This is a genomic window from Xanthobacter agilis (assembly GCF_021730435.1).
GTDB lineage: Bacteria > Pseudomonadota > Alphaproteobacteria > Rhizobiales > Xanthobacteraceae > Xanthobacter > Xanthobacter agilis.
The window spans coordinates 77,741-96,791 of record NZ_JABWGX010000005.1 but is presented as its reverse complement, the minus strand read 5'-3'; the positions used below and the strand labels follow the sequence as shown (position 1 = coordinate 96,791).

Below are 19,051 nucleotides of genomic sequence, written 5' to 3'. Positions count from 1 at the left end.
TCGCCATGGACGGCACGCGGGACGGTACGGAAGGAAGCCCCTCGGCGGGTTCGGCGGCCGCGCACGACCCGCACGGCCCCCGTGGCGCGGTTTTCTCCGGCCCGCCCAACGCCCTCACCCGGAGCGCCAAGGCGGTCGAGGGGGTGCTGGCGGCGGTGGTGGAGATCCCCGCCGCGCTGCTGGTGGCGGCGGAGATCGTGATCCTGTTCGCCGGGGTCATGTCGCGCTACGTCTTCCACGCCCCCCTCATCTGGTCGGACGAACTCGCCTCCATCCTGTTCCTGTGGCTGGCCATGCTGGGGGCGGCGGTGGCCTTCCGCCGCGGCGAACACATGCGCATGAATGTCGTCGCCGGCATGGTGGGCCCCGAAGCGCGGGCGTTCCTGGAGGTGAGCGCGGTGGTGGCGGGCCTTGCCTTCTGCACCCTGCTGCTGCCCCACGCGCTGGACTACGCGCAGGAGGAAGCCTTCATCCGCACCCCGGCGCTGGACCTCCAGAACGCCTGGCGGGCCGCCGCCTTGTTCACCGGCCTCAGCCTCATGGCGGCGTTCGCGGTGCTGAAGCTCGTCCAGATCGGCCGCCCGCTGCTGGTGCTCAAGGCGCTGGCGGTGGCCGGGCTCATCATCGCCGGCTTCTGGCTGCTGGGGCCGGCGCTGAAGGGGCTCGGCAACTACAATCTCGTCATCTTCTTCGTGGGCGTGGTGGCCTTCTGCGTACTTGCGGGGGTGCCCATCGCCTTCGCCTTCGGGCTCGCCACCTTCGGCTATCTGGCGCTCACCACCCGAACCCCCATGCTCACCATGGTTGGCCGTCTCGACGAGGGCATGAGCCATCTGATCCTGCTGGCGGTGCCGCTGTTCGTGTTCCTCGGCCAGCTCATCGAGATGACCGGCATGGCGAAGGCCATGGTGGCGTTCCTCGCCAGCCTGCTCGGCCATGTGCGCGGCGGCCTGCATTATGTGCTGCTGGGCGCCATGTACCTCGTCTCCGGCATCTCCGGCGCCAAGGCCGCCGACATGGCGGCGGTGGCGCCCGTGCTGTTTCCCGAGATGAAGGCGCGCGGGGCCAAGGAGGGGGATCTCGTGGCCCTGCTCTCCGCCACCGGCGCGCAGACGGAGACCATCCCGCCCTCCATCGTGCTCATCACCATCGGCTCTGTCACCGGCGTGTCCATCGCCGCTCTGTTCGCCGGCGGCCTGCTGCCCGCCGTGGTGCTGGGCGCGGCCCTGTGCTTCGTGGTGTGGCGGCGCTATCGCCACGAAGACCTCTCCCACGCGGCGCGGGCCTCATGGGGCGAAATCGGCCGCGCCTTCCTCATCTCGCTGCCGGCGATCGCCTTGCCGTTCGTGATCCGCGCGGCGGTGATCGAGGGGGTGGCCACCGCCACCGAGGTCTCCACCATCGGCATCGCCTATTCCGCCCTGGTGGGGCTTCTCTTCTATCGCCGCTTCGACTGGCGGCGGCTGAAGCCCATGCTGGTGGACACCGCGAGCCTGTCCGGCGCCATCCTGCTCATCATCGGCACCGCCACCGCCATGGCCTGGGGCCTCACCCAGTCCGGTTTCTCGCGGAGCCTGGCCGAAACCATGACCCACCTGCCCGGCGGCGCCTTCACCTTCATGGCGGTGTCGGTGGTGGCCTTCATCGTGCTCGGCTCGCTCCTGGAAGGCATTCCGGCCATCGTGCTGTTCGGGCCGCTGCTGTTTCCCATCGCGCGGGCGGTGGGCGTGCACGAGGTGCACTATGCCATGGTGGTGATCCTCGCCATGGGCATCGGCCTGTTCGCGCCTCCCTTCGGGGTTGGCTATTACGCGGCCTGCGCCATCGGCCGCGTCGATCCGGTGGCGGGCATGCGCCCCATCCTCGCCTATCTCGTCGCCCTGTTCGCCGGGCTTGTGATCGTGGCGGCGGTGCCGTGGCTCTCCACCGGTTTCCTTTGACTTTCCAGCCGTTTCCCGCGCGGACGCAAGAGGCCGCGCACCAATGCGAAGGTAAAAGCATGACACGCGCGGCCATCGTGGGCTTCGCCCACTCTCCCTTCGGCAAGCTCGAAGACCCCGACACCGAGGCCCTCATGGCCCGCGTCACCGGCGCGGCGCTGGAGCATGCCGGCATCACCCCCGATCAGGTGGACGGCATCTTCGTGGGCGTGTTCAACGCCGGCTTTCAGAAGCAGGACTTCCAGGGCGCCATGCCGGCGCTCTCGGTGCCCGAGCTCGGGCAGGTGCCGGCGGTGCGCTTCGAGAACGCCTGCGCCACCGGCTCGGCCGCCATCAACGGCGCGCTCGACTTCATCGAAAGCGGGCGCGGGCGCATCGCCCTCGTGGTGGGGGCGGAGAAGATGACCGCCAAGTCCAATGCCGAGGTCGGCGACATCCTGCTCAACGCCTCCTACCGCAAGGAGGAGGCGGACATCGCAGGCGGCTTCGCCGGCGTGTTCGGCCGCATCGCGGAGAACTACTTCCAGCGCTACGGCGACCGCTCCGAGGAGATCGCCCACATTGCCGCCAAGAACCACCGCAACGGCATGGGCAACCCGTTCGCCCAGTTCCGCAAGGACCTCGGGTTCGAGTTCTGCAACACGGTCTCCGACAAGAACCCGCGCGTCGCCGGGCCGCTGCGCCGCACCGACTGTTCGCTGGTCTCCGATGGCGCCGCCGCCCTCGTGATCGCCGACGCGGAAACCGCCCGCGGCATGGCCCGCGCCGTGGCGTTCCGCGCCCGCGCCCAGGCCAACGACATCATGCCCATGTCGCGTCGCGACCCCATCGCCTTCGACGGTGCCCGCCGCGCCTGGGCAAAAGCCCTCGCGGAGGCCGGCATGACCCTCGACGATTTGAGCCTGGTTGAAACCCACGACTGCTTCACCATCGCGGAATTGATCGAATACGAGGCCATGGGCCTCACCGCCCCCGGCGAGGGCTATCGGGCGGTGCGCGAGGGCTGGACCCGCAAGGACGGCAAATTGCCCGTGAACCCCTCCGGCGGATTGAAGGCCAAGGGCCATCCCATCGGCGCCACCGGCGTCTCCATGCATGTGCTCGGCGCCATGCAGGTGCTGGGCGAGGCCGGCGACATGCAGATCAAGGATGCCGAGACCGTGGGCATCTTCAACATGGGCGGCGCGGCGGTGGCGAACTACGTCTCCATCCTCGAGCGGCTGAAGTGAGCGATACGCCGCCCGTCAGCCGGCGCGTGATGAACCTGGCGCAATTTCTGCGGCAGGCCGCGCGGCGCTTTCCCGATGCCATCGGCTTCGTCCATGGCGAGCAGGTGCTGACCTTTGCGCAGATGGACGCGCGGGTGGATGCGATGGCGGCGGCGCTGTCCGCCCGCGGCATCGGGAAGGGCGACCGGATCCTGGTGCAATCAAGGAACTGCCTCGAAATGTTCGAGAGCATGTTCGTGGCCTTCCGCCTGGGAGCGGTGTGGGTGCCCACCAACTTCCGCCAGACCCCGGAGGACGTGGCCTATCTGGCCTCCGCCTCGGGCGCCAAGGCGATGATTTGCCACAAGGACTTCCCGGACCATGTGACCGTCGCCCGGGCCGCGGCCCCCACCCTCACGACCCTGGTGGAGATCGGAAGCGCGTCCTTCGGGCCGGATTACAACGCGCTGGTGGCGGCCCATCTCGGCATGCGCTTTCCGGCCGCGGATGTGGAGCGGGACGATCCCTGCTGGTTCTTCTTCACCTCCGGCACCACCGGGCGGCCCAAGGCAGCGGTTCTCACCCATGGCCAGATGGCGTTCGTCATCACCAACCACCTTGCGGACCTGATGCCCGGCACCACCGCGCACGACGCCTCCCTGGTGGTGGCGCCCCTCTCCCACGGCGCGGGCGTGCACCAATTGGTGCAGATGGCGCGGGCGGTGAAGACGGTGCTGCTGGCGGCGGAGAAGTTCGACGCGGAAGAAGCCTGGCGCCTGGTGGAGCGCTGGCGCATCACCAACGTCTTCACCGTGCCCACCATCACCAAGCTGCTGGTGGAGCATCCATCGGTGGATGCCTACGATCATTCGTCCCTGCGTCACGTCATCTATGCCGGCGCGCCCATGTACCGGGAAGACCAGAAATTCGCCCTGCGAAAACTGGGCAAGGTGCTGGTGCAGTATTTCGGCCTGGGCGAAGTGACGGGCAACATCACCGTGCTGCCCCCCGCCCTGCACCACCCCGAGGACGGGCCGGGCGTGAAGATCGGCACCTGCGGCTTCGCCCGCACCGGCATGGAGATCCAGATCCAGGACGAGGCCGGGGCCGAGGTCGCCGCCTTCGAGACCGGTGAAATCTGCGTCTGTGGTCCGGCCGTCTTCGCGGGCTATTACAACAATCCCGAGGCCAATCTGAAGGCCTTCCGCGACGGCTGGTTCCGCACCGGCGACCTCGGCCACATGGACGACGAGGGTTTCCTCTACATCACCGGGCGCGCCTCCGACATGTACATCTCCGGCGGGTCGAACGTGTATCCGCGCGAGATCGAGGAAAAGGTGCTGGAGCATCCCGCGGTGGCGGAAGTGGCCATCCTCGGCATGCCCGACCCCACCTGGGGCGAGGTGGGGGTCGCGGTCTGCGTGCCGCGACCGGGCGCAACCCTCCTGGGCGCGGAGATCGTCGCCTTCCTGAAGGGCAAGGTGGCGCGCTACAAGCTGCCGCGCCACGTCTTCGTCTGGAACGAACTGCCGAAGTCCGCTTATGGGAAGATCACGAAAAAGCTGATCCGCGAGGAGATCACCGCGCGCGGCCTGATGCCGGCGCCGCCGGCCCCCTGACGGCAGGCCCGCCGCCCTTCGGCGACGGGCTCGCGCCTCATGCGGCGGAAATGAGCCCCCCCTCTGCCGTCACCCGGCGCTGGTGGAAGGACGTGTCGCCGAACATCACCTCGATCATGGCGAGGCGCCGGAAATGGTGGGCGCCGATATATTCCATGGTCATGCCGATGCCGCCGTGGAGCTGAACCGCCGTCTGCCCCACAAAGCGCGCCGAGCGGTTGATCTGCACCTTGGCGGCGGACAAAGCGACGCGCCGCTCGTCCGCGTCCTCCGCCTCCACCATCATGGCGGCGTAGAGGGCCATGGAGCGCGCCTGCTCCAACGCCACGAACATGTCCACCGCCTTGTGCTGGAGCGCCTGGAACGAGCCGATGGACACCCCGAACTGCTTGCGGGTCTTCAGATAGTCCACCGTCAGCGTGTTGAGTGCCTCCATGAGGCCCACCGCCTCGGCGCACAGGGCCGCGATGGCGCCTTCCACCACGCGCTCCACCACCGCAAGGCCGCCGCCCACCGCGCCCAGCACCGCATCCGCCGGCACCAGCACGTCGGAGAAGATCACATCGGCCGCGCGACCACCGTCCTGGGTGGGATAGGCCGAGAGGCTCACGCCCGCCGCGTCGGCCGGGACCAGGAACAAGGTGATGCCCGCCCCGTCGCGCCGTTCCCCGCAGGTGCGGGCGCTGACGACGAGGATCTTCGCCGCGTCGGCGTTCAGCACCACGCTCTTGCGGCCATCGAGGCGGAAGCCGCCCTCCACCGCGCGGGCGGTGGTGGCCACGTCATTGAGGTCATAGCGTGCCTGAAGCTCCGAATGGGCGAAGGCCAGCCGTGCCGTGCCGTCGATGAGGCCCGGCAGCACTGCCGCGCGCTGGGCCTGCGAGCCGGCAAGGCGCACCGCGCCGCCCCCTAGGATGACGCTCGCAAGGTAGGGTTCGGGCGCCAGCGCCCGGCCCAGGGCCTCCATCACCACCAGTGTCTCCACCGGCCCGCCACCGAAGCCGCCATCGCCTTCCGCGAACGGCAGCCCCAGGAGGCCCAGATCCGCCAGCTCTGCCCATTTTGCTTCCGCAAAGCCCAAGGGCGCGGCGCGGGCCGAGGCGAGATGCTCAATGCTGGAATAGGTGTCGGCGGCCCAGCGCTGGGCCGTGTCCTTCAACAGGGACTGTTCGTCCGTCAGATCGAAATCCATGCGTCCCTCCTCACAGGCCCAGGATCGCCTTGGCGACCACATTGTGCTGGATCTCGTTGGACCCGCCGTAGATCGACACCTTGCGGTGGTTGAAATAGACGGGCGCGGCCGCGTCCGCCCAGGCGAACAGGGCCTCGGCGTCATTATGCCCGGCATCGGGCCGCTCCGCCGGCAACGCCTGCGGACCCGCCAGCTCCAGGAGCAGTTCGGTGGTGGCCTGCTGGAGTTCCGAGCCCTTGATCTTCAGGATCGACGAGGCCGGATCGGGCTTGGTGGGATCGCGCGTCGCCTGCGCCGCCACCACCCGCATCTGCGTGATCTCCAGCGCTTTCAGCTCGATCTCGACGCCGGCAAGGCGGGAGCGGAAGTCCATGTCGTCCCACATGGTGCCGGCGCCGGCCGGCGTCACCTGCGCGAGGCGCTTGATGCGGGCGATGCGCTCCTTCGACATGCCGATCCGGGCGATGCCGGTGCGCTCGTTGGCCAGCAGGAACTTGGCATAGTCCCAGCCCTTGTTTTCCTCGCCCACCAGGTTCTCCACCGGCACCCGCACGCTATCGAGGAACACCTCGTTCACCTCGTGCCGGCCGTCGATGGTGATGATGGGCCGCACCGTGACGCCGGGGCTCTTCATGTCGATGAGGATGAAGGAGATGCCCTGCTGCTTCTTGGCGGCGGGATCGGTGCGGGCGAGGCAGAACATCCAGTCGGCATATTGACCGAGCGTGGTCCAGGTCTTCTGCCCGTCGATGATATAATGGTCGCCGTCCCGCACCGCGCGGGTCTTCAGCGAGGCGAGGTCGGAGCCGGCGCCGGGCTCGGAGAAGCCCTGGCACCACCAGTCTTCCAGGCTCTTGATGCGCGGCAGGAAACGCTGCTTCTGCGCCTTTGTGCCGAAGGTCGCGATCACCGGGCCCACCATGTGGCAGTTGAACTGCAGGGGCAGCGGTACCGCCGCCTGCATCAATTCCTCCATGAAGATGTAGCGCTGGACCGCGCTCCAGGGCTGGCCACCGTGCTCCACCGGCCAATGGGGCACCGCCCAGCCCTTGTCATTCAGGATCCGCTGGGAGGTCACATAATCCTCCCGCGCCAGCTTGCGGCCCTCGGAGACCTTGGCGCGGATCTCGACCGGGATCTCGTCGCGGAAGAAGCTGCGCACCTCCTCGCGGAAGGCGATTTCTTGTGGCGTGAAGCGCAGGTCCATGGCTCAGGCTCCCGGATGGATTTCAATGAGGCCCGCCGCGCCCATGCCGCCGGCGATGCACATGGTGACGACCGCATAACGGACGCCGCGCCGGCGCCCCTCCAACACCGCATGGCCCACCAGGCGCGCCCCGCTCATGCCGAACGGATGGCCGACCGAGATGGCGCCGCCATTGACGTTGCAGATCTCCGGATCAATGCCGAGAGTGTCGCGGCAATAGACGGACTGGGAGGCAAACGCCTCATTCAGCTCCCACAGGCCGATGTCGGACACCTTGAGCCCCTGCCGCTCCAGAAGGCGCGGCACCGCGAACACGGGGCCGATGCCCATTTCGTCGGGCGCGCAGCCCGCCGTGGCATAGCCGCGGAAGATGCCGAGCACCTCGGCGCCCCGCCGCGCCGCCTCGGTGGAGGACATGAGCACGGTCGCGGAGGCGCCATCGGAAAGCTGGCTGGCGTTGCCGGCGGTGACGAACTGATCGTCTCCCCGCACCGGCTTCAGCTGGGCGAGTCCCTCCAGCGTGGTCTCGGCCCGGTTGCCCTCGTCCCGGGCCAGGGTGACGCTCTCGCGCCGGGTCTCGCCGGTGTTCTTGTCGGTCACCGCCTTTTCAACCGTGATCGGTACGATCTCGTCGTCGAACAGGCCCGCCGCCTGCGCCGCCGCGGTGCGCTGCTGGCTGGCGAAGGAAAAGGCATCCTGCGCCGCGCGGGTGATGCCATAGCGCCGGGCGACGTTGTCGCCGGTTTCGATCATGGTCACATAGATGTCGGGCTTATGGGCCATCAGCCAGTCGTTGCGGAACAGTTCGCGATTGACCGGCTGCACCAAGGAGATGGACTCCACCCCGCCGGCCACCGCCACCGGAACCCCGTCCATGGCGATCCTCTTGGCGGCATGGGCGATGGCCTCCAGGCCGGAGGCGCAGAAGCGGCTGACGGTGACGCCGGTGGCGGTCACCGGAATGCCGGCCACCAGGGCCCCATGACGGGCGACATTGCCCCCCGTGGCCCCTTCCGGATAGCCGCAGCCCATGACAACTTCTTCCACCTCGCCCGGCTCCACCTTGCCGCGAGCGAGCGCGTGGCGGATGGCGTGGGCGGCCATGTCCGCCCCCTTGGTGATGTTGAGCGCACCGCGCTGCGCCTTGCCGATGGGCGTGCGCGCGGTGGAAACGATGACGGCTTCGACCATGAACGCTTCCTCGTGTGATTTTCAGTGTGTTTCGTTCGCCGCGCCGGCCTCGCCCGCGCGCATGGCCGCCTCGGCGGCGGCTTCCACCTCGGCGACCTCGGCCATGAGCACCTTGGGCAGGAGCTTGCCCACCGGGCTGCGCGGCAGCGCCTCGCGGAATTCCAAGGCGCGGGGCATCTCGTGGCGGCCCAGCCGATCGGCCAGGAAGTGCGTCAGCACATCGAGGGTGAAAGGCTCGGCACCCGCCTTCAGCTTCACATAGGCCTTGGCCGACTGGCCTCGATAGGCATCGCTCACGCCGATGACGATGACCTCTTCCACCGCCGGATGCTCGTAGATCGCGTTCTCCACCGCCGCCGGATAGACATTGAAGCCGGACGAGATGATCATGTTCTTGCGGCGATCGACGATCTCGAACAGGCCGCGCGCGTCCATGCGCCCCATGTCGCCGGTGAGGAACCACCCGTCATGGAAGGCGCCCGCGGTGCCCGCTTCGTCATTCAGATAGCCCTTGAACACGTTGGGTCCGCGGATGGCGATCTCGCCCACCTCGCCCGGCGGCAGGACACGGCCCGGCTCGTCCATGGCCACGATGCGCATGGCAAGGCCCGGCAGCGGAATGCCGATGAGCCCCGGCCGCCGCGCCACCTCCCATGGCACGCGCGATCCCGCCGGCCCGGTCTCCGTCATGCCCCAGCCATTGTTGAGCTGGGTGCCGATGAGGGTCTCGATCTTGGCCTGCACCTCGAACGGCAGCGGCGCCCCGCCCGACACGCACGATTTGAGCGAGGAAAAATCCACGCCCTCCACGCCCGGCCGGTTCAGCAGCGCCACCCACATGGTGGGCACACCGGAAAAGGCGCTGGCCTTCAATTCCGACACGTCGTGGATCAGCGTTTCCACGTCGAAGCGCTGGCGCAGCAGCACGGTGTTGCCATCGCGCAGATGGCGCAGCAGCACGGTGGTGAGCGCATAGATGTGGAACAGCGGCAGCACCGCCACCACCTTTTCGGTGCCCGCCACCAGCGGCCGTCCGCCATCGCGCCACAGCCGATACATGCTCACCGCCGCGGTGAGATTGCCATGGCTCAGCATCGCCGCCTTGGGCAGGCCCGTGGTGCCGCCGGTGAACTGGAGCACCGCGATATCATCGACGCCAGGCAGCGGCGCACTCAGGGGCTGGTCGCTGAACAGCGAAGCCAGATCACGCACCCCCGCGCGTTCGGGAACCGGCAATCCCACAGCCTCGCCCGCCCCCCAGCGGGCGTCGTCGCCCACCAGCACCTCGTCCACCACGCCATCGTCGAGCATCTCCAGCGCGCGCGGCAGGAAGCCCGGCAGGTTGGTGGTGACGAGCCGTCGCGCGCCGGTCACCTTCAGCTTGTGGACGATCTCGCGCCGGGCATCGAGGGCGCTGATGTGCACCACCCGCGCGGCAAGCCGCGTCAGCGCGAAGAAGGCCAAAGGATGATAGGGCGTGTTGGGCAGCAGCAGCGCCACATTGTCCCCGCCCCCGACTCCGGCTTGGGACAGCCCGCTGGCGAGCCGCTCCACGTCCCGCGCCAGCTCGCCATAGCTGAGCTGGGTGCCGCGAAAATCGAGCGCCGCCCCGGCGCCCCGCGCCGCGACGCCGGCCGACAGCAGCTCCGGCAAAGTGGTGATCTCCAGCGGCGCGCTCCAATCGCACGCGTCCGGAAACTGCGTTTGCCAGGGGGCGTTTCCGGGCGCGACGACGTGGTCCGGCGCCATCACGCGGCCTCCCGCGCGGCGAAGGAGCCGGCGCCCTCCGCCAGACGCTTCAGCAGCGGCGCGGGCTTGAGGCTGTCATCCCCGGTTTCGGCGGCGAGCGCCTCCAGCGCGGCAACGATCTTGGGCAGGCCCACCCCCTCGGCCCAATGCATCGGGCCGCCGGTGAAGGCCGGCCAATTGTAGCCGTTGACCCAGATGATATCGATGTCGCCCGCGCGCGCGGCAACGCCCTCTTCCAGGATCTTCGCGCCCTCGTTCACCATGGGATAGAACAGGCGCGCCTTTATCTCCTCCTGCGTGAAGCTGCGGCGGGCGATGCCCTGGGCTTGGGACAGGGAGACGATGAGCGCTTCGGTCTCCGGGTCGCGCGTGCCGGCGCGGGCGCCTTCGGGATAAAGATAGAAGCCGCGCCCGGTCTTCTGGCCGAACCGGCCCTGTTCGGCGAGGGCATCCGCCACCGGCGCCTTCACCGCCTTGGCCCCCGCTGCCTTGCGGGCGCGCCAGCCGATGTCGACACCGGCCAGATCCGCCATGGCGAACGGCCCCATGCGGAAGCCGAAATCGGTCACCGCCGCGTCCACCTCATGGGGCAGCGCGCCGGCCATGAGCAGCCGCTCGGCTGCCTCGGTCCGCTTGGCCAGCATGCGATTGCCCACGAAGCCGTAGCACACGCCCACCACCACCGGCAGCTTGCCCAGCTTGCGGCCGATCTCCATCGCTGTGACCAGGACATCGGGCGCCGTCTGCCCGCCGCGCACCACTTCAAGCAGGCGCATCACATTGGCCGGGCTGAAGAAATGAAGACCCACCACGTCCTGCGGCCGCGACGTGGTGGCGGCGATGGCGTCCACGTCCAGATAAGAGGTGTTGGTGGCGAGGAGCGTGCCCGGCCGTGTCAGCCTGTCGAGCGCGCCGAAGATGTCCGCCTTCACGCCCATGTCCTCGAAAGCGGCTTCCACCACGATGTCGGCATCCGCCGCCGCATCGAGCCCCACCGCCGGGGTGATGAGGGAGAGGCGCGCCTCCATGGCCGCCAGGGCGAGCGAACCGCGCTTCACGGACGTTTCGTAATTGGCGCGGATGCGCGCCATGCCGGCCCCCAGCGCCTCGGCCTTGACCTCGATCAGGGTGACGGGAATGCCGGCCTGGGCAAAGCACATGGCGATGCCGCCGCCCATGGTGCCGGCGCCGATGACGGCGGCCTTGCGGATGGGGCGCGCCTTCACCTCCTTGCCGATGCCGGGTATGCGCGCGGCCTCGCGCTCGGCGAAGAAGACATGGCGCAGGGCCTTGGAGGAGGGATCCGCCACCAGCGCCGCGAAATGCGCCCGCTCGGTCGCGAGGGCCGTGTCGAAGGGCTGGCTGAGGCAGGCGCGCACCGAATCGATCAGCGCCGGCACATTGGGGCTGCGCGCGGACTTCTTCAGGGCCTCGGCCGCCGCCGCCTCGAACGCCGCGCGGTCTTCATCGGTGAGCTTTTCGGCCCGGTCGCGGGTCTTGCTCCAGGTCCCCGCCGCGGCAAGGCGCAGGGCCGCCGTGGAGGCCGCGGCAATGAGGTCGCCGCTTGCCACCGCGTCGGCAAGGCCGAAGGCGAGCGCCTTTTCCGCCGGAATCGGGTCTCCAGAGAGCATCAAGGCGAAGGCCGGCGCGGCGCCGATGAGACGCGGCAGGCGCTGGGTGCCGCCGGCACCGGGAATAAGACCGAGCTTGATCTCGGGCAGGCCGAGCCGGGCCACCGGCGCCACCACCCGCCCGTGACAGGCGAGAGCCAGTTCGAGCCCGCCGCCGAGCGCCATGCCGTTGATGGCCGCCACCACCGGCTTGGGGCAATTCTCGATGGCCGCCACCACCTCGGGCAGCGCCGGCGGCAACGGCGGCTTGCCGAACTCGGAAATGTCCGCCCCGGCCACGAACACCCGTCCTTCGGCCGCAAGAACGATGGCCTTCACCGCGCCATCGGCCGCGGCGGCGGCAACACCCGCCGCAATCGCGGCACGCACCGCCGCGCCCAGGGCATTGACCGGCGGATTGACGATGGTGAGCACGGCGACGCCGTTCGAGACCGCGCTGCGAAGCGGAGCCATGGATCCTCCTACGGTTCTGCATTGCAGAATATAAATCTGCATTTTTAGAAGAGGTGCCCCGGAGATCGCATTCTGTCAAGCCTCACGCAGCCCACAATACGGCCACATAATACCTTTCACTCATTGTCGTTCTGATATGCGGAATTGTTGTCTGCATAAATTGACACGACGGGCGAGCGCATGGCATTGATCGATGGCCCTGTGGCGCGCCGCCGCCCACCGGGGTCAGAACGCGGAACAACCGCGCAGCGGGGAGAAGCGACGCAGCCGGGCCCATGGGCTTGCGCTGCCAGGAACGCCAGGACTGAGCGCGCCCTTCCCTTGCCGGTCGAATCGCGGGAGCCGGAATCGCATCCGCCGGGCCGCCCCCGGCCGCGCCTCCGTCCCCACCTGAATGAAGGACATTTTATCCGAACGAGCGCTCGATTGGAAAAATGTCCAGGCGTCGGACACGCTCTGGGAGGAAACTTATGGTCCGCAAGACATCGGCGATCGCGTCCGCGACCCTCGCCCTCGCCCTCATGGCCGGGGTCACCGGCGCCACGGCGCAGGATGCATCCAAGACCGAGCCGAAGACCTTCACCATCGGCGCCCACATGCCGCTCACCGGCTCGCTGGCCCGCTCCGGCCAGGCCTTCAACGAAGGCATGCAGGTGGCCGTGAAGCTGTGCAACGCCGCCGCGCCGAAATATCAGGTCAAGATCGACCTGATCGACGATGAAAGCACGCCCGCGAAGGCCGTCTCCGCGGTTGAAAAGCTGGCGTCCGACGGTTCGGTGGCCATCATCGGCGGCTATGGCTCGAACATCATCGGCCCGGCCTCGGACGCCTCCGACAAGCTCGGCAAGGTTTACATCACCGCCGGCGCGGTCTCCGACGAACTGACGAAGCGGGGCCTAAAGACCTTCTTCCGCATCAACAACAACGCCGGCTATCAGCGCGGCATCGCCACCCTCATCGGCGACCTGAAGCCGGAAAAGGTCTCCATCATCGCCTCCACCAAGGAGGCCCCCGCCCTGCTCGCCGAAGGCCTGGAAAAGGACCTCGCCGCCAAGGGCATCAAGGTGACGGTGCACAAGTTCGACCCCGCCATCACCGATTTCAAGCCGATCATCAACAAGATCAAGCTGCAGGACAAGCCGGACATCATCATGATGTCGGCCTACGAGAACGACTATGTGGGCATCATCCGCGCCGCCAAGGTCTTGAAGCCCAATGTGAAGCTGCTGGTGGGCACCTGGTCGCTCGCCACCCCGAAGATGTACACCGAGTTTCCCGACCTCATGAACAACGTGGTCGGCACCTCCTTCCTCCCGTTCCCGGTCGAGGTGAAGAGCGCGGAGGGCAAGACCTTCGCCGACACCTACAAGCAGATGTACAACAAGGACATCGAATATCTCTCCACCTTGAGCTTCGTGGAGACCATGGTGCTGTGCGACGCTCTCTTCCGCGCCGCCGACAACGGCACCTTGGAAAAGGGCGGTCTCGCCGACGAGATGCGCAAGACCGACCGCGACAGCCTGCTCGGCCGCATCCAGTTCGACGCCACCGGCGACAATCCGAACTTCTCGCTGTCCATGGGCCAGCATCGCAACGGCAAGATCATCCTGGTGTCGCCGAAGTCCGCCGCCAATGGCGAGATCGTCTACCCCGGCGTGCCGTGGTGAGCCCGAGCTGACGCGATCACCCGCGGGCGCACCGCCCCGCCCGCGGGTCCACCCTCCCGGCCCCCCATGTTCCCCCGTCGAGGCGACATGACCGAACTCATTCTGCAGGCGCTGTTTTCCGGCGTGCTCATCGGCGGTGTCTATGCGCTGGTGGCGCTTGGCCTCGCCCTCGCCTTCGGCGCCATGCGCATCATCAACCTCGCCCATGGCGAGCTGGTGCTGCTGGCCGCCTACATGGCCTATCTCGTGGAATCGCGTACCGGGCTCGACCCCTATTTCGCCATCCCGCTCGCCCTTGTGGTGGTGGGGGCCGCGAGCTGGGCGCTGTTCCTGCTGGTGGACAAGATCCAGGACCACCGCGAGCTCAATTCCCTGATCCTCACCTTCGCCATCGGCATCATCCTGACCAACGCCATCCTGCTGATCTTCGCCAGCGACATGCGCACCACCTCCTCGCCCGCCCTGCAGGACGCGGTGTCGCTGGGCGACGTGTTCGCCATGCGCGGCGAGATCATCGCCTTCGTGCTCTCGGTGGTGCTCATGGGCGTGCTGTGGTGGTGGCTGAAGTCGAGCTGGTACGGGCGCGCGGTCCGGGCGGTGTCGTCCAACCGCAACGCGGCGCGGCTGATGGGCATCAATCCCGCCCGCATCGAAACCGTGTCATTCCTGGTGGCGGGCGCGCTCGCCGCGTTCGCCGGCGTCGCGCTCTACACCATGAGCGTGGTGCAGCCGGCCACCGGCCATGCGCTCACGGTCAAGGCCTTCATCATCACCGTGCTCGCCGGCGTCGGCTCCATTCCCGGCGTGTTCCTGGGCGCGGTGCTGCTCGGCGTGACCGAGGCGCTCACCGTGACCCTCGCCTCCTCCGCCTTGCAGGAGCTCGCCGGCATGGTGCTGTTCCTGCTCGTCCTGTTCCTGCTGCCGAACGGCCTGTTCGGCGCGCGCGCCCGGCGCGGCTGAAAGCCAAGACCATGACCGTGACGTCCGCAACCTCCGTATCCGCCGCGATCCGCCGCTCCGGCGGCCGGGGCATGGCCCTCGGCGCCGGCCTCGTCGTGCTCGCGCTGCTGCCGCTGGCGGCCGGGGCCAGCCCCTATCTGCTGGGGCTCCTCATCTCGGCCCTGATCCTGTCGGGCCTCGCGCTCTCCTGGGCGCTGCTGGGCAATCTCGGCGGCATGGTCTCGTTCGGCCATGCCGCCTTCTTCGGGGTCGGCTCCTATGCCTCGGCGCTGCTGGCGGCGAAGCTCGGGGTGCCGGTGCTCCTGGCCATTCCCCTCGGCGGCGTCATCGCCACCCTCTCCTCGCTGGCCATGCTGCCGGCGCTGCGCCTGTCAGGGCCGTATTTCGCCCTGGCGATCCTGGCCTATGCGCAGATCTTCCGCATCCTCGCCACCGAGCTCGACTGGCTCACCGGCGGCGCGGCGGGCTTGCAGCGCTATCCGGGGCTGCCCACCCTGTTCGGCATCAACCTTGCCGACCGGGCCGGCTCCTATGTGCTGGTGCTGGCCTGCGTGGCGCTGTTCGCGCTGGTCTATGTGGTGCTGCGCAAGAGCCACATCGGCACGGCGCTGCGCGCCATTTCCGACAGCGAGGACGCCACCCGTGTGGTGGGGGTGAACGCCACCCTGCTGAAATCCTGGATGCTGTTCCTCTCGGCCTTCATCGCCGGCGTGTTCGGCGCGCTCAACGCCCACATCATCGGCTTTCTGGAGCCGGACTATGCCTTCTCCGGCATCTGGAGCGTCATGCCCATCATCGCCGCGGTGTTCGGCGGCTATCGCAGCGTGCTCGGGCCCATCTTCGGCGCGGTGGTGATCTATCTGTTCGACCAGGTGATCGCCAAGAGCCTGATCCCGGTGGGCCATCAGATCCTGCTCGGCATCCTGCTCGCGGTCATGGTGCTGCTGGCGCCGAACGGACTGTCCGGACTGGTCGCCCGCATCTTCTCGAAAACCGCGGAGAAGCACCATGCTGGAGCTTGATGCCGTCACGGTCCGCTTCGGCGGGCTCACCGCGCTCGCCAACATCTCGTTCCGGATCAAGGCCGGGGAGATCGTCGGGCTGGTCGGCCCCAATGGCGCCGGCAAGACCACCTTGTTCAATTCCATCTCCGGCCTGGTGAAGGCGCGCGGGCGCATCGCATTCGACGGCAAGGACGTCACCGGCCTGCCGCTGCACAAGAGGGCGCGCGCCGGCATCGGCCGCACCTTCCAGATTCCCCAGCCCATGCAGCATCTCTCGGTGCGCGAGAACCTCGCGGTGGCGCAGGTGTTCGGCGCCGGGCGCCACGACGAAGCCCGCATCGACGAGATCCTCGCGGTGATGGAGCTCAGCCACAAAGCGGAGGCGGACGCCGCCACCGCCCTGGCCCTGCAGGAGCTGAAGCGCCTGGAAATCGCCAAGGCCCTGGCGACGGAGCCCAAGCTCCTGCTGCTCGACGAGGTGCTGGCGGGCCTGGAAAGCAACGCCAAGAAGTCATTCATGGTGAAGCTGAAGGAGCTGCACAAATTGTTCGGCCTCACCATCGTGATCGTCGAGCACGACATCGAAACCATCTCGGGGCTCTGCACCCGCGCCGTGGTGCTCAACTTCGGACAGCTCATCGCCGACGGCACCCCCACCGAGGTCTTCAACAATCCGGCGGTGGTGGAAAGCTACACGGGGACCGCCCATGCTTGAGACACGCAACCTTTCCTCCGGCTATGGCGCCATCACGGTCCTGTGGGGCGTGAACCTCACCTTCCGCGAAGGGGCGCTGACCGCCATCGTCGGGCCGAACGGAGCCGGCAAGACCACGCTCCTGCGCACCCTCACCGGCCTTCTGCCCTACACCGGCGACATCCTGATGGGCGGCAAGCCCCTGAAGGGCAAAACCTGGGACCTCGCCGCCCAGGGTCTCGTCATGGTGCCCGAGGGCCGGCTCGTGTTCCGCGACATGAGCGTCGAGGAAAACCTGTGCCTGGGCGCCTATCCCGAGCGCTGCCGCGCCGACCTTGCCGCCAATCTGGAGCGCATGTACGCCTTCTTCCCGCGCCTCAAGGAGCGGCGCCACCAGCTCGCCGGCTCGCTCTCCGGGGGCGAGGCGCAGATGGTGGCCATGGGCCGCGGACTGATGGCGAAACCCCGCATCCTGCTCATCGACGAGCCCTCGCTCGGCCTGGCCCCGGTGATCGTCAACGAGGTGTTCGACATCATCCGCAAGCTGAAGGCGGACGGCACCACCATCGTGCTCATCGAGCAGAACACCCGCATCGCGCTCCAGGTGGCCGACGACCTGCACCTGATGCGCTCGGGCAAGGTGATCCTCTCTGAGAAAGCGGCCGGCATCGATCTGAACCGCCTGCACGACCTCTATTTCGCCCGTGAGGGCGCCAAAGAAGGAACAACGCAAGGAACAAGGGAAGGCACCGCCCCATGAGCACACGCGGAAGGACGCTGCCGGAGGTGTTCCAAGGCAAGCTCGCGCTGCCGGTCATCGCCTCGCCCATGTTCATCGTCTCGGGGCCGGAGCTGGTGATCGCTGAATGCCTGTCCGGCATCGTCGGCGCCTTCCCCGCCCTCAACGCGCGGGCGCCCGACACTCTGGACGGCTGGCTCACGCGCATCAAGGCGGAGCTGGCGGCCGCGCAAGCCGCCGATCCCGCCCGCCGGATCGCCCCGTTCGCCGTGAACCAGATCGTCCACGCCTCCAATGACCGGCTGGAGCGGGACATGGAGACCTGCGTCGCCCATGAGGTGCCGCTCATCATCACCTCCCTGCGCGCGCCCGGCGACGTGGTGCGCCAAGCCCACGCCTATGGCGGGCTCGTGTTCCACGACGTCACCACCGTGCGCCACGCGGAAAAGGCGCTGGAGGCGGGTGTGGACGGACTCATCCTGGTGTGCGCCGGGGCTGGCGGCCACGCCGGAACGCTGAGCCCGTTCGCGCTGCTCGGCGAGGTGCGGCGCTTCTACGATGGGCCGATCGCGCTGGCCGGCGCCATCTCCACCGGCGATGCCGTCCTCGCCGCCCAGGCGCTGGGGGCGGACTTCGCCTATATGGGCACGCGCTTCATCGCCACGACGGAATCCCGCGCCGCGGCGCCCTACAAGGAGATGATCGCCGCGTCCTCGGCGGACGACATCCTCTATTCGCCCTTTTTCACCGGCGTGCCGGGCAATTACCTGAAGCCCTCTGTCACCGCCGCCGGGCTTGACCCGGACGCCCTGCCCCATGCCGACAAAAGCGCCATGAACTTTGGCTCCGCCACGGTAAAGGCGTGGCGCGACGTGTGGGGCGCGGGACAGGGGGTCGGCACCATCGCCGACGTGCCGCCGGTGGCGCAGGTGGTGGCGCGCCTGGAACAGGACTACCGGGCGGCCCGCGCCCGCCTCGCGGCCAGCACCGCGGGATTCGCCGCTTGAGCGGCCAGGGACAGGAGACGCCCATGACGGACAGCCTCATCATCACCGACCCGCATCCGGGCGTGCGCCTCTTGACCCTGTCGCGGCCGGAGCGACGCAACGCCCTCGACCGCGCCACCTATCGCGCCCTGGGCGAGGGACTTGAAGCGGCGGCCGCCGACGAGGCGGTACGCGCCGTGGTGCTCACCGGCGCGGGCGGCTGCTTCACCGCCGGCAATGACCTGGCCGATTTCCAGGACACCTCCAATACGGGCGAGCCCAGTGCCGGGCTGACCTTTCTCAGCGTGCTCTCGACCTTCGAGAAGCCGGTCGTGGCAGCGGTGGAGGGCTTCGCCGTGGGCATCGGCACCACCCTGCTGCTCCATTGCGATCTCGCCTATGCCGGGGCGGGCGCGCGCTTCCGCCTGCCGTTCGTGAACCTCGGCCTGTGCCCGGAAGGGGCCTCCAGCTATCTGCTGCCGCGCATCGCCGGCACCAAGCGCGCCGCCGAGCTGCTGCTGCTGGGCGAGGCGTTCGGTGCGGACGAGGCGGCCGAAGCCGGCATCGTGAACGCGGTGACGCAGGCGGGGGAGGCCCTCGCCCGCGCCCTGGACAAGGCGCAGACGCTGGCGGCCCTTCCCCCTGAATCGCTCGCCACCACCAAGCGGCTCCTGCGCCACGCCACCGCCGCGCCCGTCGCCCGCGCCCTGGGGCTGGAAGCCCAGCACTTCCACGCGCTGCGGCTGCGGCCGGCGGCGCAAGCAGCCTTCGCCACCTTCTTCAAGAGGTAGGGGATGAGCGCTGCAACCGC

15 protein-coding genes are annotated in these 19,051 nt (G+C 68.4%); 10 read left to right on the top strand and 5 right to left on the bottom strand.

Annotated elements, in window-relative coordinates:
- Positions 1–5: 5 nt before the first annotated feature.
- Genes HUW53_RS04990 through HUW53_RS04980 form a run of 3 tightly spaced genes read left to right on the top strand, consistent with a single transcriptional unit; the run spans position 6 to position 4,767 of the window.
- Positions 6–1,940, top strand: coding sequence for a TRAP transporter large permease (locus HUW53_RS04990; RefSeq protein WP_370877800.1), 1,935 nt, complete (start codon positions 6–8; stop codon positions 1,938–1,940).
- 59 nt (positions 1,941–1,999) lie between these two features.
- Positions 2,000–3,169, top strand: coding sequence for an acetyl-CoA acetyltransferase (locus HUW53_RS04985; RefSeq protein ID WP_237344655.1), 1,170 nt, complete (start codon positions 2,000–2,002; stop codon positions 3,167–3,169).
- Positions 3,166–4,767 (top strand): acyl-CoA synthetase, encoded by a 1,602-nt coding sequence (locus HUW53_RS04980; RefSeq protein WP_307500056.1) that lies wholly within the window; start codon positions 3,166–3,168, stop codon positions 4,765–4,767. The genes HUW53_RS04985 and HUW53_RS04980 overlap by 4 nt, the downstream gene beginning before the upstream one ends.
- A 37-nt stretch (positions 4,768–4,804) precedes the next feature.
- Here the strand turns inward: HUW53_RS04980 and HUW53_RS04975 are convergent, their stop codons facing one another.
- The 5 genes from HUW53_RS04975 to HUW53_RS04955 are packed head-to-tail and all read right to left on the bottom strand — an operon-like array spanning position 4,805 to position 12,190.
- Positions 4,805–5,959 (bottom strand): acyl-CoA dehydrogenase family protein, encoded by a 1,155-nt coding sequence (locus HUW53_RS04975; protein WP_237344654.1) that lies wholly within the window; start codon positions 5,957–5,959, stop codon positions 4,805–4,807.
- A 10-nt stretch (positions 5,960–5,969) separates the two neighbouring features.
- Positions 5,970–7,166, bottom strand: a complete 1,197-nt coding sequence (locus tag HUW53_RS04970; protein WP_237344653.1) for an acyl-CoA dehydrogenase family protein — start codon at positions 7,164–7,166, stop codon at positions 5,970–5,972.
- Positions 7,167–7,169: 3 nt separating this feature from the next.
- On the bottom strand, positions 7,170–8,357 hold the full coding sequence (locus HUW53_RS04965) for an acetyl-CoA C-acyltransferase (RefSeq protein WP_237344652.1): 1,188 nt from the start codon (positions 8,355–8,357) through the stop codon (positions 7,170–7,172).
- A 21-nt stretch (positions 8,358–8,378) separates the two neighbouring features.
- The gene (locus HUW53_RS04960; RefSeq protein ID WP_237344651.1) at positions 8,379–10,106 is read right to left on the bottom strand and encodes an AMP-binding protein; all 1,728 of its coding nucleotides are present in this window, start codon (positions 10,104–10,106) and stop codon (positions 8,379–8,381) included.
- Positions 10,106–12,190, bottom strand: a complete 2,085-nt coding sequence (locus HUW53_RS04955; protein WP_237344650.1) for a 3-hydroxyacyl-CoA dehydrogenase NAD-binding domain-containing protein — start codon at positions 12,188–12,190, stop codon at positions 10,106–10,108. The genes HUW53_RS04960 and HUW53_RS04955 overlap by 1 nt, the downstream gene beginning before the upstream one ends.
- 470 nt (positions 12,191–12,660) lie before the next feature.
- Here HUW53_RS04955 and HUW53_RS04950 point away from each other — a divergent pair, with 470 nt between their 5' ends.
- The 7 genes from HUW53_RS04950 to HUW53_RS04920 all read left to right on the top strand — a co-directional run bounded on the left by HUW53_RS04950 (position 12,661) and on the right by HUW53_RS04920 (position 19,031).
- Positions 12,661–13,857 carry an ABC transporter substrate-binding protein gene (locus tag HUW53_RS04950; protein ID WP_237344649.1) on the top strand — a complete coding sequence of 399 codons (1,197 nt, stop codon included), beginning with the start codon at positions 12,661–12,663 and terminating at the stop codon, positions 13,855–13,857.
- Between the two features lie 87 nt (positions 13,858–13,944).
- Complete coding sequence (locus HUW53_RS04945) at positions 13,945–14,817, top strand: branched-chain amino acid ABC transporter permease (RefSeq protein WP_237344648.1); 873 nt, start codon at positions 13,945–13,947, stop codon at positions 14,815–14,817.
- A gap of 11 nt (positions 14,818–14,828) precedes the next feature.
- Positions 14,829–15,839, top strand: a complete 1,011-nt coding sequence (locus HUW53_RS04940) for a branched-chain amino acid ABC transporter permease (protein WP_237344647.1) — start codon at positions 14,829–14,831, stop codon at positions 15,837–15,839.
- Positions 15,826–16,536 (top strand): ABC transporter ATP-binding protein, encoded by a 711-nt coding sequence (locus tag HUW53_RS04935; protein WP_237344646.1) that lies wholly within the window; start codon positions 15,826–15,828, stop codon positions 16,534–16,536. Before HUW53_RS04940 ends, HUW53_RS04935 begins: the two co-directional genes overlap by 14 nt.
- A complete protein-coding gene (locus tag HUW53_RS04930; protein ID WP_237344645.1) occupies positions 16,529–17,275 on the top strand; it encodes an ABC transporter ATP-binding protein in 747 nt (248 codons plus the stop codon). Before HUW53_RS04935 ends, HUW53_RS04930 begins: the two co-directional genes overlap by 8 nt.
- Positions 17,272–18,261 (top strand): NAD(P)H-dependent flavin oxidoreductase, encoded by a 990-nt coding sequence (locus tag HUW53_RS04925; protein WP_237344644.1) that lies wholly within the window; start codon positions 17,272–17,274, stop codon positions 18,259–18,261. The genes HUW53_RS04930 and HUW53_RS04925 overlap by 4 nt, the downstream gene beginning before the upstream one ends.
- Positions 18,262–18,284: 23 nt before the next feature.
- The gene (locus HUW53_RS04920) at positions 18,285–19,031 is read left to right on the top strand and encodes an enoyl-CoA hydratase-related protein (protein WP_237344643.1); all 747 of its coding nucleotides are present in this window, start codon (positions 18,285–18,287) and stop codon (positions 19,029–19,031) included.
- The last annotated feature ends 20 nt before the right edge of the window (positions 19,032–19,051 follow it).

Coding starts and splice junctions, on each gene's coding strand:
- HUW53_RS04960 (WP_237344651.1), bottom strand. CDS start 10,106: ATGGCGCCGGACCACGTCGTCGCGCCCGGAAACGCCCCCTGGCAAACG.
- HUW53_RS04985 (WP_237344655.1), top strand. CDS start 2,000: ATGACACGCGCGGCCATCGTGGGCTTCGCCCACTCTCCCTTCGGCAAG.
- HUW53_RS04920 (WP_237344643.1), top strand. CDS start 18,285: ATGACGGACAGCCTCATCATCACCGACCCGCATCCGGGCGTGCGCCTC.
- HUW53_RS04965 (WP_237344652.1), bottom strand. CDS start 8,357: ATGGTCGAAGCCGTCATCGTTTCCACCGCGCGCACGCCCATCGGCAAG.
- HUW53_RS04975 (WP_237344654.1), bottom strand. CDS start 5,959: ATGGATTTCGATCTGACGGACGAACAGTCCCTGTTGAAGGACACGGCC.
- HUW53_RS04930 (WP_237344645.1), top strand. CDS start 16,529: ATGCTTGAGACACGCAACCTTTCCTCCGGCTATGGCGCCATCACGGTC.
- HUW53_RS04925 (WP_237344644.1), top strand. CDS start 17,272: ATGAGCACACGCGGAAGGACGCTGCCGGAGGTGTTCCAAGGCAAGCTC.
- HUW53_RS04945 (WP_237344648.1), top strand. CDS start 13,945: ATGACCGAACTCATTCTGCAGGCGCTGTTTTCCGGCGTGCTCATCGGC.
- HUW53_RS04970 (WP_237344653.1), bottom strand. CDS start 7,166: ATGGACCTGCGCTTCACGCCACAAGAAATCGCCTTCCGCGAGGAGGTG.
- HUW53_RS04935 (WP_237344646.1), top strand. CDS start 15,826: ATGCTGGAGCTTGATGCCGTCACGGTCCGCTTCGGCGGGCTCACCGCG.
- HUW53_RS04955 (WP_237344650.1), bottom strand. CDS start 12,190: ATGGCTCCGCTTCGCAGCGCGGTCTCGAACGGCGTCGCCGTGCTCACC.
- HUW53_RS04990 (WP_370877800.1), top strand. CDS start 6: ATGGACGGCACGCGGGACGGTACGGAAGGAAGCCCCTCGGCGGGTTCG.
- HUW53_RS04940 (WP_237344647.1), top strand. CDS start 14,829: ATGACCGTGACGTCCGCAACCTCCGTATCCGCCGCGATCCGCCGCTCC.
- HUW53_RS04950 (WP_237344649.1), top strand. CDS start 12,661: ATGGTCCGCAAGACATCGGCGATCGCGTCCGCGACCCTCGCCCTCGCC.